Source organism: Bradyrhizobium pachyrhizi, assembly GCF_001189245.1.
In the GTDB taxonomy this organism is placed as follows: domain Bacteria; phylum Pseudomonadota; class Alphaproteobacteria; order Rhizobiales; family Xanthobacteraceae; genus Bradyrhizobium; species Bradyrhizobium pachyrhizi.
In genome coordinates, this window is record NZ_LFIQ01000117.1 from 223,704 (window position 1) to 236,527 (window position 12,824).

Annotated in this window: 13 protein-coding genes; 4 read left to right on the forward strand and 9 right to left on the reverse strand. The window is 64.5% G+C overall.

All coding sequences use genetic code 11. From position 1 onward, the window contains the following. Positions 1 to 140: 140 nt before the first annotated feature. Entirely contained in the window at positions 141 to 1,517 is a 1,377-nt protein-coding gene (locus tag AKL29_RS32880) for a sensor histidine kinase (RefSeq protein ID WP_050387046.1), read from the reverse strand. 216 nt (positions 1,518 to 1,733) lie between these two features. Beyond that, positions 1,734 to 2,396 (reverse strand): response regulator transcription factor, encoded by a 663-nt coding sequence (locus AKL29_RS32885; protein WP_028331562.1) that lies wholly within the window; start codon positions 2,394 to 2,396, stop codon positions 1,734 to 1,736. Between the two features lie 411 nt (positions 2,397 to 2,807). On the opposite strand from AKL29_RS32885, the gene AKL29_RS43040 reads away from it, so the two are divergent. After that, positions 2,808 to 3,167 carry a VanZ family protein gene (locus tag AKL29_RS43040; protein WP_193395270.1) on the forward strand — a complete coding sequence of 120 codons (360 nt, stop codon included), beginning with the start codon at positions 2,808 to 2,810 and terminating at the stop codon, positions 3,165 to 3,167. Between the two features lie 18 nt (positions 3,168 to 3,185). Here the strand turns inward: AKL29_RS43040 and AKL29_RS32895 are convergent, their stop codons facing one another. Both AKL29_RS32895 and AKL29_RS32900 read right to left on the reverse strand, forming a co-directional pair. Continuing rightward, positions 3,186 to 3,419 carry a hypothetical protein gene (locus AKL29_RS32895; protein WP_244482546.1) on the reverse strand — a complete coding sequence of 78 codons (234 nt, stop codon included), beginning with the start codon at positions 3,417 to 3,419 and terminating at the stop codon, positions 3,186 to 3,188. Next, positions 3,416 to 4,570 carry a hypothetical protein gene (locus tag AKL29_RS32900; RefSeq protein ID WP_244482547.1) on the reverse strand — a complete coding sequence of 385 codons (1,155 nt, stop codon included), beginning with the start codon at positions 4,568 to 4,570 and terminating at the stop codon, positions 3,416 to 3,418. The genes AKL29_RS32895 and AKL29_RS32900 overlap by 4 nt, the downstream gene beginning before the upstream one ends. 126 nt (positions 4,571 to 4,696) lie before the next feature. Between AKL29_RS32900 and AKL29_RS32905 the strand changes: the two genes are divergently transcribed. Then, positions 4,697 to 6,265 (forward strand): hypothetical protein, encoded by a 1,569-nt coding sequence (locus AKL29_RS32905; protein WP_050387048.1) that lies wholly within the window; start codon positions 4,697 to 4,699, stop codon positions 6,263 to 6,265. 35 nt (positions 6,266 to 6,300) lie between these two features. Beyond that, a complete protein-coding gene (locus AKL29_RS32910) occupies positions 6,301 to 7,287 on the forward strand; it encodes a UbiA family prenyltransferase (RefSeq protein ID WP_050387049.1) in 987 nt (328 codons plus the stop codon). A gap of 100 nt (positions 7,288 to 7,387) precedes the next feature. Here AKL29_RS32910 and galE read toward each other — a convergent pair whose 3' ends face one another. From galE to AKL29_RS32935, 5 genes are all read right to left on the reverse strand, one after another. After that, on the reverse strand, positions 7,388 to 8,383 hold the full coding sequence (gene galE, locus AKL29_RS32915) for a UDP-glucose 4-epimerase GalE (protein ID WP_050387050.1): 996 nt from the start codon (positions 8,381 to 8,383) through the stop codon (positions 7,388 to 7,390). 139 nt (positions 8,384 to 8,522) lie between these two features. After that, a complete protein-coding gene (locus AKL29_RS32920; RefSeq protein ID WP_152977855.1) occupies positions 8,523 to 8,777 on the reverse strand; it encodes a hypothetical protein in 255 nt (84 codons plus the stop codon). Positions 8,778 to 8,935: 158 nt separating this feature from the next. Next, positions 8,936 to 9,565, reverse strand: a complete 630-nt coding sequence (locus AKL29_RS32925) for a transglutaminase-like cysteine peptidase (protein WP_050387052.1) — start codon at positions 9,563 to 9,565, stop codon at positions 8,936 to 8,938. A 328-nt stretch (positions 9,566 to 9,893) separates the two neighbouring features. After that, positions 9,894 to 10,556: a ParA family protein gene (locus AKL29_RS32930; RefSeq protein ID WP_028331570.1), complete on the reverse strand. Its 663-nt coding sequence runs from the start codon at positions 10,554 to 10,556 to the stop codon at positions 9,894 to 9,896. A gap of 15 nt (positions 10,557 to 10,571) precedes the next feature. Continuing rightward, positions 10,572 to 11,807 carry a glycosyltransferase family 4 protein gene (locus tag AKL29_RS32935; RefSeq protein WP_050387053.1) on the reverse strand — a complete coding sequence of 412 codons (1,236 nt, stop codon included), beginning with the start codon at positions 11,805 to 11,807 and terminating at the stop codon, positions 10,572 to 10,574. A 194-nt stretch (positions 11,808 to 12,001) separates the two neighbouring features. On the opposite strand from AKL29_RS32935, the gene AKL29_RS32940 reads away from it, so the two are divergent. Further along, positions 12,002 to 12,824 (forward strand): hypothetical protein (locus AKL29_RS32940; protein ID WP_244482548.1); only part of this gene is annotated, 823 nt, incomplete at its 3' end.

Consider the following 12,824-nt stretch of genomic DNA (forward strand, 5'->3'; position numbering starts at 1 on the left):
TTGTGTCTTTGATGTGTGATTCACTCAGCGTCATTCCGGGGCTCGCGAAGCGAGAACCCGGAATCTCGATCCACAACCTCCGGATTCCGGGTTCGCGACTTCGTCGCGCCCCGGAATGACAGACTATCAGAGATACAATACTACACCGCCGGCAGCATCAGCACGGCCCGCAGGCCGCCGATCGGCGCGTTGTTCAGGGCGAGATTGCCGCCATAGAGGCCGGCGAGATCGGTCACGATCGACAGGCCGAGCCCCGAGCCGGGTTTCGACTCGTCGAGCCGCTGGCCGCGCCGCGACACCTGGGCACGCTCGGCTTCCGACAGGCCGCGCCCGTCGTCGTCGACCACAATGCGCAGCCTCGGCCCGGCGCCCGAGGCCTCGGGCGAGACCACGGTGACCTCGACGGACACCTGCGAAGCCGCCCATTTGCAGGCGTTGTCGACGAGATTGCCGACCATTTCCTCCAGATCCTGCCGCTCGCCGCGAAACCGTGCCGCCGGATCGGCCTTCGCCTCAATCGAGAGGTCGCGATCGCGATGGATCTTCTCCATGGTCCGGCGCAGCGCCTCGATCACAGGTGCGACGTCGGTGATGGTGCTGACGATGGTGGCACGGGCGGCGATCCGCGCGCGCTCGAGATGGTGCGCGACCTGGTCCCGCATCAAATCGGCCTGCTCCAGCACCTTGCTGGCGAAGGGATCGGCGGCATGGGCGGCCGCCTCGTTCACGATCACCGACAGCGGCGTCTTGATCGCATGGGCGAGATTGCCGACATGGGTGCGCGAGCGCTCGACGATCTCCCGGTTGGCATCGATCAGCGCATTGGTCTCGCGCGCCAGCGGCGCGATCTCGACCGGAAACCGGCCTTCCAGCCGCTCGGCGCGGCCGGAGCGGATATCGGCAATCGCATCCGAGATCCGCTTGAGCGGCGCGAGGCCGTAGCGCACCTGGAAGACCGTGGTCAGCAGCAGCACGACGCCGAGCGCGGCGAAGGTGCCGCCGAGATAATAGTCGAAGCTGCGCGTCTCATCGAAGATCTCGGTGGCATCGCCGGCGACGCTGACCAGGAACTTGCCGTCGGCGCCGAGATCGACCGGCCGCTCCACCACGCGCAGGCTCTGGCCTTCGGGCCCGTCGACATAGCCGAGGCGGACCCCGGCGGCGGTCAGCTCGGCGCCGTGCTCCTCGAGCTTGGGCAGCTTCTTGTCCCACAGCGAGCGCGAGGCGCGGGTCTCGCCCTTTTCGGTATCGGTCCGGGTGATCTGCCAGTACCAGCCCGACAACGGCAGGTCGAACAGCGGCTCGCCGAGCGACTGGAACTGGCGGTCCGCCGGCTCGTCCGGCGTCGCCACTTCGGCGATCAGGGTGCGCAGATAGAGATTGAGCCGCCGGTCGAAGGCGCGCTCGGTCGCGTCGCGATAGACCGACGACAGGATGACGCCCGTGATCGCCAGGATCACCACCACCCAGGCGGTCGCCGAGACGAACAGGCGTGTCGCAAGCGAGCTGCCGCCCATCAGGGCACGAGCTCGAACATCGCGTCAGCGGGCCGCGACAAGGCGAGTTCAGACATGGCGAATCCAGTCCTCCTGGCGCGGATCATGCCAATGCCCGCATCGCGATCAAGCACCTTAAGAGCATGATCCGATTGAATAGGACATGCTCTTATCCTGTTGTTTGGTCCGCGCTTTCTTCACGCGAACGAACCGGCGTCCACTTCGCTCGAAAATGGTTTAGGTCGGCGGCGACAGCATGTAGCCGAGGCCGCGAACGGTCTGGATGATATCGACATCCAGCTTCTTGCGAATGCGCCCGACGAACACCTCGATCGTGTTGGAGTCGCGGTCGAAGTCCTGGTCGTAGAGATGCTCGACCAGTTCGGTGCGCGAGACCACCCGCCCGGTGTGGTGCATCAGATAGTCGAGCAGATTGTACTCGTGCGAGGTCAGCTTGATCGGATTGCCGTTGACGGTGACCCGCTTGGTGCGGGTATTGAGCGCTACCGGCCCGCAGTTCAGTTCGACCTGTGCATGCCCGGTCGCGCGGCGCAGCAGCGCGCGGATCCGCGCCAGCACCTCCTCGAGGTGGAAGGGCTTGGCGACATAGTCGTCGGCGCCGGCGTCGAAGCCCTGAACCTTGTCGCTCCAGCGATCTCGTGCGGTGAGGATCAGCACCGGCATCACCCGCTTGTTCCGCCGCCAGGCCTCAAGCACCGAGATACCGTCCATCTTCGGCAACCCGATATCCAGCACGACCGCATCATAAGGCTCGCTGTCGCCAAGGAAATGCCCCTCCTCGCCGTCGAACGCGCGATCGACCACATAGCCGGCGTCCGTCAGTGCGGTGGTGAGCTGGCGGTTCAGATCCGGGTCATCCTCAACGACGAGCAGACGCACTTTGGCCTCCGAGAGTGAGCATTACGACATTCCGGCACCAAATGAGGCTTCCGGCCGTGAACGGCTTATGAATGGACCCGCAAGGCGCCGCTTATTTTTTTCGTCAGGTGCACCATCCCGGGAACCCGCGCAAGCACCCCTGGTTCCCTCCATGAGATGCGCGCGAAGTGAGATTGGGTTTCAGTCTTAGGTATTTAAATACCCACACTTGAAAGCAATTGTTGCTGGCAACCTTCAAGCGGACAGAGCACGAGCAACATGTCGGGTCATTTGCAGTCGACCGGCAAGTTAACCTTCGACGACCATTTCCATGTCGCTGACACCGGCGATGCGCTAATTCAACCGCGGCGCGCCCAGCGCACATGGACCGGGAAGAACGCGTTGCTTGTTTCAAAGATACGGAGGTTCGGCGTGATTGCGGGCTGGCTTGCGCTTGCGTTGATCGCCTTCGTGACACTGTCCCCGATCCAGGACCGTCCCTCGCTATTCCATCCGCAGATCGAGCATTTCGCTGCTTTCGCCGTGATGGCGCTGGCCTTCGTGCTGGGCTACCCGCGGCGCACTGCGCTGATCGTGCTCCTTGTCATCTTCAGCGCGTTCACGCTCGAAGCAATGCAATTCCTGACACCGGACCGTCACGGCCGCCTGATCGACGCGATCGTCAAGGTGGCGGGAGGTCTCGTCGGCATCGGCGTCGGTCGCTTCATGCTGGTCGCGCTGCGCTACCAGCTCGGCCGGCTGAGGTCGGACGTGGAACAGTCCGCGAACTGAGCGGCCGGCGCATTGCGCTCAATCGCGCTTCGGCGCTTCCGCCGACTTCGTGTCGTCTTGCGCCATGCATTGCTGAAAGAAATGCAGCCGATCGCCATTCATCGGCACGGCCCCCGGTCGCTTGTAGGGGTAGACCATGTAGGCCGCGCGCAGGCAGCGCTTTGCGGTCTCGGCGGCCGGTGCGGCGACGGCGGCACGCGATGCCAGCAGGAGCGCCAGCACGACACTGAACCGGACGGACACCCCGCTCACGGTTTCTCGCATTCCGAGTAGAACACGCCGTTCGCAGCCGCCAGCCGCTGCAGGCAATGCCGCTTGTCGGTGACCGCGCCCTCGACCGTGAAATCGTAGGCCTGCGCCTTCAGGATCAACGCGTAACGTCCCGGCGGCAGCGGCGCGTCGTCGCGCGGCAGGACCTCGAACATCTGCGGATCGTCCTTGAGCGGCGCCGCGCGGAACGGGATCGAGATGTTGCGGATCACCCAGGTATCGTCGCCCGGCGAGACCACCGGCTTGCCGGTCGCGTCGAACGTGGTCTGCTGGCTCACATGCGCGATCAGACGCACATCGATCAGGTCGGAGGCGCCGCCGGCACCCTCGCGCCGGAACACGATGAAGCGGAGATGTCCGTCCGGCAGCGTGGTCTCGCTCGGCCTGGTGATCGCCGCCGAGATCGCCACCCGCGGATCCGGCGCACGACCCTGGATCAGCTGCAGCTCGTAGAGCTTGCCGCCGCTCTCGGCGTAGACGCCATACGCGGTCGGCAATGGCCGTCTTGGCGCCGGCGGCTCGGCCGCAGCGACCGGCGCCGGGACGGCCGCGACCACCGCCGGCCTTTGGGTTTCAGGCGGCGCCGATGCCAGCGTGCCGGCAATCATTGCGCGGGCCGCGGCCAATGACACGCCGCGTTGCTGCAGCAGGACAACGGCCGCGATCAGCCCGAAGAACGCCAGCATGACAACGTAACGAAGTGGCGCCGACGACGACCATCGCGGACCGCGCGCCACCGCAGGCTCGACGCGATCGAGGGTCGTGACAAATGCCGCCTCGGCATCGATCCGCGGCGGTGCCTCGATCCGCCGCGCAGCGCCCGCCGCCTCGAGGAATGCGGGCAGCGCCCGCGCCGGCGGCACCGCGAATTTCTCGATCACATTGCTCTTGGTGTGCGCTTCGACGCCTTCGATCGCCACTTCCAGCGCCTGCATCAGACGGTGCTTTTCCGTCGGATCCTCGTGCGCGAGTTGCTGCAGCTTCTGCCGCGCGAGCTCGTAGACCGCGCTGCGCAGCTGCTGCGGGTCGGCGCTCACGGAATCGATGGTTCGCGCCAGCACCAGCGCGAACTCCACCTCGGGGTGTGCAGGACCGATGTCCCTGAGCGTTCTCTGGGCCGGCGTCGGCGTCATAAATGTTAGTCTGGCTTGCCCATAATGTTACAACATTCTATGTGGATTTTACTGTTAACACAAACCACCAAGCCGGCAGATGACGCCACGGTTTGACCGTCCCGATCCGAGCAGCAGCAGGATTCTTTGACCCGTTCTCTGCACATCATGGACCAGTGGTTGTTCGCGCCCAAGCGGGACCGCCGATCCTGGCCGGACGTTCTGCTCCTCGCGGGATGGATCGCGCCGGTCGGCTTCCAGATCGGCCGTCACGTGATGTGGCGCGACGAGGTCCGCGCGCTCACCATTGCCCTGAACGGCGACGATCCGGTCGCCATGCTGAGAGGGTTGCATGGCGAGGGCCACCCTGCCCTTTGGTACCTTCTGCTGCGCGGCGCGCATGCCGTGTTCGATCGGGTCGAGGTGCTGCCCGCCGTCGCCTTCGTGGTCGGGGTCATCACGGTCGCACTGCTGATCTTCCGGTCACCATTCCCACGACCGTTGGTCCTGCTGCTGATCACGGGCCATGCGCTGTTATTTGAGTATGTCGTGATGGCCAGGAACTACGGCATCTCGGCCCTGTTCCTGTTCGCGATCGCGGCCTGCTATCGGGCCCACCGCGACCGTGGTTTGCTGCTCGGTGCGCTGCTATTCCTGCTCGCCAACACCAACGTCGTCGGCGCGATCATGGCCGGCGCATTCCTGCTGTTCTGGCTGCTCGACCTGCTCGAGACCGATGGCTGGCGCTGGTCGCCGCCTCTCACCAATTTCGCGATCAATGCCATCATCGCGACGTCAGGCGTCGTGATCTGCGCCGTGACGATGCTGCCGACCTATAATGACGCCGCGGCCCGGGACTGGTCGCACGAGTCACCGCTGGCGGCGGCAATCCTGTCCCTGGTGAACCCCGGCGCGACGTCGCTGGGCGCGCTGTTTGCCAATCTGCTGCCGGGGGTCGCGGGATCGGTGCTGCTGTTCGGCGCGACGCTCGGGCTCTTGCCGCGGCGACCGGCCTTCCTCGCCGCCATCGCCGCCGTGTTGCTGACGTCGTTGTTCTTCGCCGTCGCCGCCAACGGTGCCTACCGACATGCCGCGGTCTGGCTCAGCTTCCTGATCGCGCTTTACTGGATCGGCTGGAGCCGGGTCACCGCGCCAACCGGCTCTCGGGCGTGGCTCGACCGGCGCTTGCCGGCGATCGGACGCGTGTCGCTCCTGCTGGTGCTCGCGATCCAGACCGCCGCCGGCATCAACGATTTGCGCAACGCGGTGACCGGCATGGTTGCGAGCCGCAGCGCCGATCTCGGCCGCCTGATCGCCTCGCGCGCCGATCTCACCAATGCACTGATCCTCGGCGAGCCGGAATGGCTGGTCGAGGCGCTGCCCTACTACGTCAAGAACCGGACTTATCTGGCGCGCGACCACAAATTCGGCAGCGTCGTGATCTTCTCGCGCAAGGGCAGGATGGACAGCGATCTCGGCGAGACCCTGCGCCTCGCCCGCGAGCTTCGCGACACGACCCGCGCGCCCGTCATCATCCTGCTGGCCTACCGGCTCGACGACATCACGCCCGACCGGATCTACGACGAAGGCAAGGACTGGCGGACGTTCCGTGCCTCAGCGGCGCAGATCCGCGATTTCCGCGAAGCGACCACGATGCTCCGCCGCTTCGGCCCCGCCAAGACCGACGAGAGTTTCGACGTCTACCTCCTCAACTAGGCGATCGATCAACGACGACAAAAAAGGACCGCGCGATGGCGCTGATGGACAGCAAGGTCGAAGCCGGCAAGCCGCCGGCCGCAAGCATCCGGCAGTATCTTGCCATCCTGCGGCTCGATCACAGCACCAAGCACATCTTCATCGTTCCCGGGATTGTCCTCGCCTGGCTGTTGCGCGGCCCGAGAGGCGAGCATATCGCAAGCGCGATCGTCCTCGGCCTCGTGGCCGCGATCTGCATCGCGTCGGCCAATTATGTGATCAATGAATGGTTCGACCGCGACTTCGACCGGCATCACCCGACCAAATCGCAGCGCTCCGCGGTGCAGAGCGCGATGGACGGCAAGATCATCGGGCTAGAGTGGCTGCTGCTGGTTGCGCTCGGTCTCGCCTGCGCATCTGCGAGCAGCCGCCTGATGCTGTTCGCAACCGGCATCTTCGCCCTGCAGGGCGTCGTCTACAATGTCCCGCCGCTCCGCAGCAAGGACAAGGCCTATTTCGACGTCATCTCGGAATCCGTCAACAATCCGCTGCGGCTGTTGATCGGCTGGGCGATGATCGACCCGACCTCGTTGCCGCCGGGCTCGGTGATCCTGTGCTACTGGTTTGGCGGCGCGTTCCTGATGGCGGCCAAGCGGCTGTCCGAATATCGCGAGATTGCCGCGTCCCACGGCAGGGAGCTGCTGGCGCGCTACCGCGCGAGCTTCGCGCACTATACCGAAGTGTCGCTGACGGCCTCGTGCCTCAGCTATTCGCTGTTCTCGGTGTTCTTCCTCTCGGTGTTCCTGGTGAAGTACCGCATCGAGTATGTCCTCGCGATGCCGCTGGTGGTGATGCTGTTCACCACCTACTTCTCGATGTCGACGTCGCCGGGTTCGTCGGCGCAGAAACCCGAGAAGCTCTATGGCGAGCGCGGCCTGATGCTGCTCGTGCTGGCGCTGGTTGCCGTCTTCCTGGTAGCAAGCCTTGTCGACATGCCGTTCCTCGCGCGATTGGCCGAACAGCACTACATCACATTGAATTGAGCCTCTCGCGGCTTGATCGATATTTGAGCATGATCTCCGCGCAAACGCGTTCCGCGTTTGTCGCGAGGGAAAACCGCTTCGCACTTTTCCGGATCATGCTCTACCGCCGGCGCGGATGCGCCTTCTGATGCCAGGCCCAGGCCGAGCGAATGATGTAGCCGAGATCGGACCGGCTGGCCTTGAAGCCGAGGCCGCGCTCCGACCTGGAGGGATCGGCCACCAGGATCGGCGGATCGCCGGCCCGGCGCTCGCGCACGACGCTCGGCACCGCTTCACCGGTCTCGGCGCGGATCGCATCGAGCACCTGGCGCACCGAATAGCCGGTGCCGGTGCCGAGATTGAACACGCCGCCGGCGTCACCCCTCAGCAGCAGCTCGAGCGCCGCGATATGGGCGCTCGCGAGATCGTCGACATGAATGTAGTCGCGCACCGCGGTGCCATCAGGCGTGTCATAATCTTCGCCGAAGATCGCAAAGTCCGGCACGTGCCCCAGCAGCGCCATCAGCGCGCGCGGAATCAAATGCGTCTCGGGATCGCGAAGTTCGCCGATGGTGACGGAGGCGTCGGCGCCGCAGGCATTGAAATAGCGCAGGCAGACCGAGTTGAACCGATAGGCCGCGCGATAGTCGGCCAGGATCTGCTCGATCATGAATTTGGAGCGGCCGTAGGGATTGACGGTCGGACCTGCGGCACTCTCGGGAATTGGATCGCGGCCGGCGTTGCCATAGACCGCGCCGGTGCTGGAAAAAACCAGGCGGTCGCAGCCCGCCTCACGCATGCCGCGCAGCAGGCCGAGCGTGCCGGCAACGTTATTGCTGAAGTACTTCTGCGGATCCGCCACGGACTCGCCGACCGCACTGAACGCAGCGAAATGCATCACCGCAAGCGCTTTGTGCTCGCCGATAGTGGCGGCGATCTTGTCGTGGTCGGCGACGTCGCCGATCACGAGCGGCCCCCATCGCACGAAATCACGGTGACCGGTGGACAAATTGTCGTAGACGACCGGCAGAAACCCGGCCTCGGCAACCGCCTTGGCGCAATGGGATCCGATATATCCCGCGCCGCCCGTGATGAGGATCGAACCCCTGCTCGCCATTTGAAACTGTCGTCCTCGCGCGACAAATCCTGCGTCTCAACTGACGCAACGGCCGCATGGGTACGACATTCCGTCCGAGGCGGCAAAATGACGATAGGAATAGCGTTAAGACCGAACGGATTTGCAGCCGAAGCGACGGTTAGCGCGACCCGAGCGGCACGTTGGTCCGTTGCCCGACCGGCGGCCCGTGCCGCGACGGTCTCCCGTAAGGGTAAGCCGGTGTTGCCGGCGGGACCGGCCGGGTCGCCTGCGGCCGCGATGTCGGAACACCACCGCCCGGTCCATCGATCGAATAGCGCGTTGCGCCCTGCGTGGTCTGTCCGGTGCCCTGTGCAAGCGCCGGGGCGGTGGCGACGACCAGCGCCGCTGTTGTGACAAGGCCGGCCAGCTTCATGTCGATGCCTCGATAGGTTGGACCGGGATCAACCGTCGATGCCTCCAATCGTTCCGGTAATGTCGTCGCAGCGCGCTGACGATCGTCGCTGATGCGAAAAATGGCGCGGCGAAATGTCTCGCCGCGCCACGTTCGATCGATGGGGCTCGTTCAGAAATTCAGGCGCCGGCCTGCACAACGCCGGCCCAGTGGTCGGGGTTCGCCGGGGTCTGCATCCTGACCCAACGATAACGCGCCTGCGACCAGCTGCGGATCTGCGCATTCAGATTGTCGAGCACGATGTCTCCACCCTTGGCGCGGACCACCAGCACGAGATGATGCTCGCCGGAGGAGGTCACGACCTCGCTCAGCAGAAGGTCGCGCATCGGCCAGCCGCGCGCCAGCAGTTCGTGGCGCTTGCTGACCGCGTAGTCGTTGCAATCGCCGCGCGCCGGATTGATCAACCATTCCTCGCCGGCAAGGCCGCGCTCGTTGCGCTGCGGCGCGATGCTGCGATTGACCGACGCGTTGACCTCGATCAGGTCGGCGATGCGCTGCTTGGTCAGGCGTGTGGCGCCGCCGCGGAACACCATCCGGGCGCGGGTTTTCGGCTTGCACTCGTCGGCATAGCGCATGCAGAACATGGTATAGGCCATCGGCGCCAGCGTCGGCTCGCTGAAGCGGATCTTCTCGATCACGCCGCGCAGCGGCAGCGGGAAGCCGACCATTCCAGCCTGGGTGTTCTGTGCGCTTGTCCCGAGCGCAAGGACGGCCAGAACCAGAGCCATCACTCTCTTGACGTTGTACATTCTTCACTCCCCACAGTGACGGGAAGCATGTACGGGAAATGTCTTGAGCTTGGGCTCAAGCGCGCGGCGGCATTTGCTTCAAATGCGAGGGTGCGCGTACGCAATTTGTTAACCAGGGCAGGTTCCCGCGCCGACCAGCTCTAGGCTGTCAAATGATAACGCGCGAAGATCAACAGATCGCAGCGTTGTTGTGCTTTTTGGCTCTTTCCCCGGTTTCCGCGGATGCCGCCATCAGACGCCGTCATCAAATCAAGGGCTGTTGCAGCGTGGAACTGCTTGCTTCCATGCCGGCATGGTTAGCCTGACGTGAAGCGGCCGGCGCGCTCTGTTAAATCGTCACCCGTTGCCTGGGCGCGATCCCGCACCAGCTCATGACGAGATCGGCGAGCATCTTGATCTCGAGATCCGCGGGGGTGCCGCCGGCGAAATCGGCGACCGATTGCCCCAAGGCGACGGCGCGAACATAGGCCGAGCGGCTGCCGATCATCGGCCCGATCTCTTCGTCGAGCGTATCCAGTTCCTCGATCAGTTGCTGGCCTTCGAGCGTGCGCTGGTCGACGCGGTTCGGCACGATCATGGCACGGAGCGCCGTTCGCCGCGTGGCACGCACCTCCCGCACGATGTCGAGCGTCCGCGCGGTGGCCTCGATGTCAAGGCCGGACGGCGTGCACGGCATCAGCACGATATTTGCGACCGCGAGCACGGCGCCCAGCACCCGATCGTTCGGCGCGGAGTCCACCACGATGATCTGATGCGGGATCTGGCGCATCAGCTTGGCCCATTCGGCGACCGGCCGGGTTTCCGGATCAAGCTGGTAGACGGGGAACGACAGATTGCCGGGCTCGGCCCAGTGACACGCGGACGCCTGCGAGTCGGCGTCGACCAGTCCCACCACGCCCGTGCGCCGATCCAGTTCTGCGGCCAGCAAGACCGCAAGGGTCGTCTTTCCGACCCCGCCCTTGCGCTGGGCAACCGAGATGACAAGCGGCATCGCAAACTCCTGGCGTTATCCCCCGTGCGTGCGCGGGAGGACACCTTCATCAACGAGCGTCAGCATCCGCGGCAGACAGACCCGCTTTGCGTCGTAATTGTCCCGCACGAAGCTGCGCGCCTTCATCCGCATCTTCTTGAAGGCCTTGGGCCGTGACAGCACCGAGACTACCTGATCCGACAGCGCATCAATATCAAAAAACGGCACCAGCAGGCCGTTGCCGTCCGAGATGATATCGCGAAGCGGGGCGGTGTCGGATGCCACCACCGCACATCCCGCGCTCATCGCCTCCAGCAGCGACCAGGACAGCACGAAGGGATAGGTCAGATAGACGTGCACCGAGGAAATCTGCAGCAGTTCGAGATACGGTTTCCGAGGAATCCGGCCGAGGAAATGCAGCCGGCGAAGGTCGATGTCCGACTTGATCTCGTCGAGGAACATCGACTTCCAGCTCGAACCCTTGGGTGGGTTCGCGCCGTAGGATGTCCCGCTGCCGCCGACGATCACAACCTGCGCATTCGGCCGCGCGGCGAGGATCCTCGGCAGGGACCGCATGAAGATATGGAATCCGCGCACCGGCTCGAGGTTGCGCGAGACGTAGGTGATCACTTCGTCGTCCGCCGACAGCGTCGCACCGTTCGGAAGCTGAAACCGCGCGACCGGGTTGGGCTTCACCTCGTCGGTGTCGACGCCCTCGTGGATCACCTCGATCTTGCTCTGAAACTCGGCGGGAAAGGTCGACCTCTGCCATGGCGTCGGCGAGACGCCCGTGTCGCATTCCGTGAGCGCCAGCAGCGTGGTCGCATTCTTCAGATGGAGCGCGACATTGCCATCAAGGCCGGTCATGGGAAATTCGGGATCGAAGCCGACGTCCCTGCCCTCGGCACCGTAGTAGAATTCGCAATAGAGGATGATCCGCGCGCGCGGAAACATCGTGCGCAGCGGCAGCGTCTCGCCCCAACCGGGATGCGCGAAGATTAGGTCGGGCACGAAGCCCTGCCCCGACAGCGACGACAGCGCGTACAGAACCTCTTCGGCACGCCGCGATTCGACATCGAAGCGCCGGGCAAACGGATGGACGACCGCGGAATCCGTCTTGGTCGTCGAATATTTGAGCAGCCGGATATCCGGCGTCGTGCTCGCGGTCGATGAACCGACCGCAACGACCCTGTTGCCGGGCTGCTCTGCGAGCGCACGCGCAATGTGGCGGTACTGGGCCGGAAAGTTATTGTGGACGAACAGGACGTTCATTGGCGGGCGAGCGCGCCCCCCGGCCGCGCGGTCTTCGATTGGGGTCAGGGTCTGCATCATCACCGGCGGTATGTCATCGATTGGCGGGCAAAACTATCTTACCGGATTAACATTAAGCCCCCTTCTATCACACAGATTTTTGGGGCACACTGCGGGAGACTTATCAATCCATTCCGTTAGGCTCGCAGGCGACAATGAACGAACAGATTCAGCAGAAAACCATTGATCTGGCACGGGGTCTCTTCCTGGTTCGATACAATGGCGCAGATGATAAGGTGTCACCTCCGGTGGTGCGCGTATACGCGGATCGCGCCAGTCTTAACAATTGTAATATCATTACCGGACCGGACGTGGTCAATGGAACCCTGTTCGCGCCCGAGACCGCGCTGGTCGTGTCGGTCGCCCGACCGAGCCGCCTGATCGTCGAGGTCACGGCGGGGCGCGTCGGCGGGTCGACCGCCGCCAATATCAAGATCGAGCCGCTGACCCAGGGACAGCCGGCTGAGCAGCCGGCCGGCCAGCCATTCGACATGTTCGAGCCGGAGGCTGGACCCGGCAAGTTGAGCGACCTCAAGCTGCTCGCGCATGTCGCGGGTCTGGGCGACGTGACCGTCGGCTCGAATGTCTGGATTGCCGGACCGTCCGCGCCGGCCCGGATCGAGGGAATTTCCCTCGAATGGCCCAACAAGCCGCACGATCTCCACCTGCAATACGCCGTCAAGTTCGCCAGGCCGCAGCGGGGCGACAACCAGTTCGTTCCTCTCGGAACCTTTGCCGGAACCCGGGGACGCGCATTGGCCATCACGGGGTTCTCGCTGGAGGCCTCGGGTCCCGGCGCGGATCGCTACGCCATCGCGGCTGAAACCATCTTCCTGGGAGCTCCGACCCTGCGGGTCACCGGGAACCGTATTGTGGTGTCGGGTCCTTCCGGACGGGAACCGCTGGTGGGCCTCAAGCTCAATCTCGAGGAGCGCCGGGTGCAGGCGGCCCCTCTCGCGCCCCAGCAGCCGAGGCGGG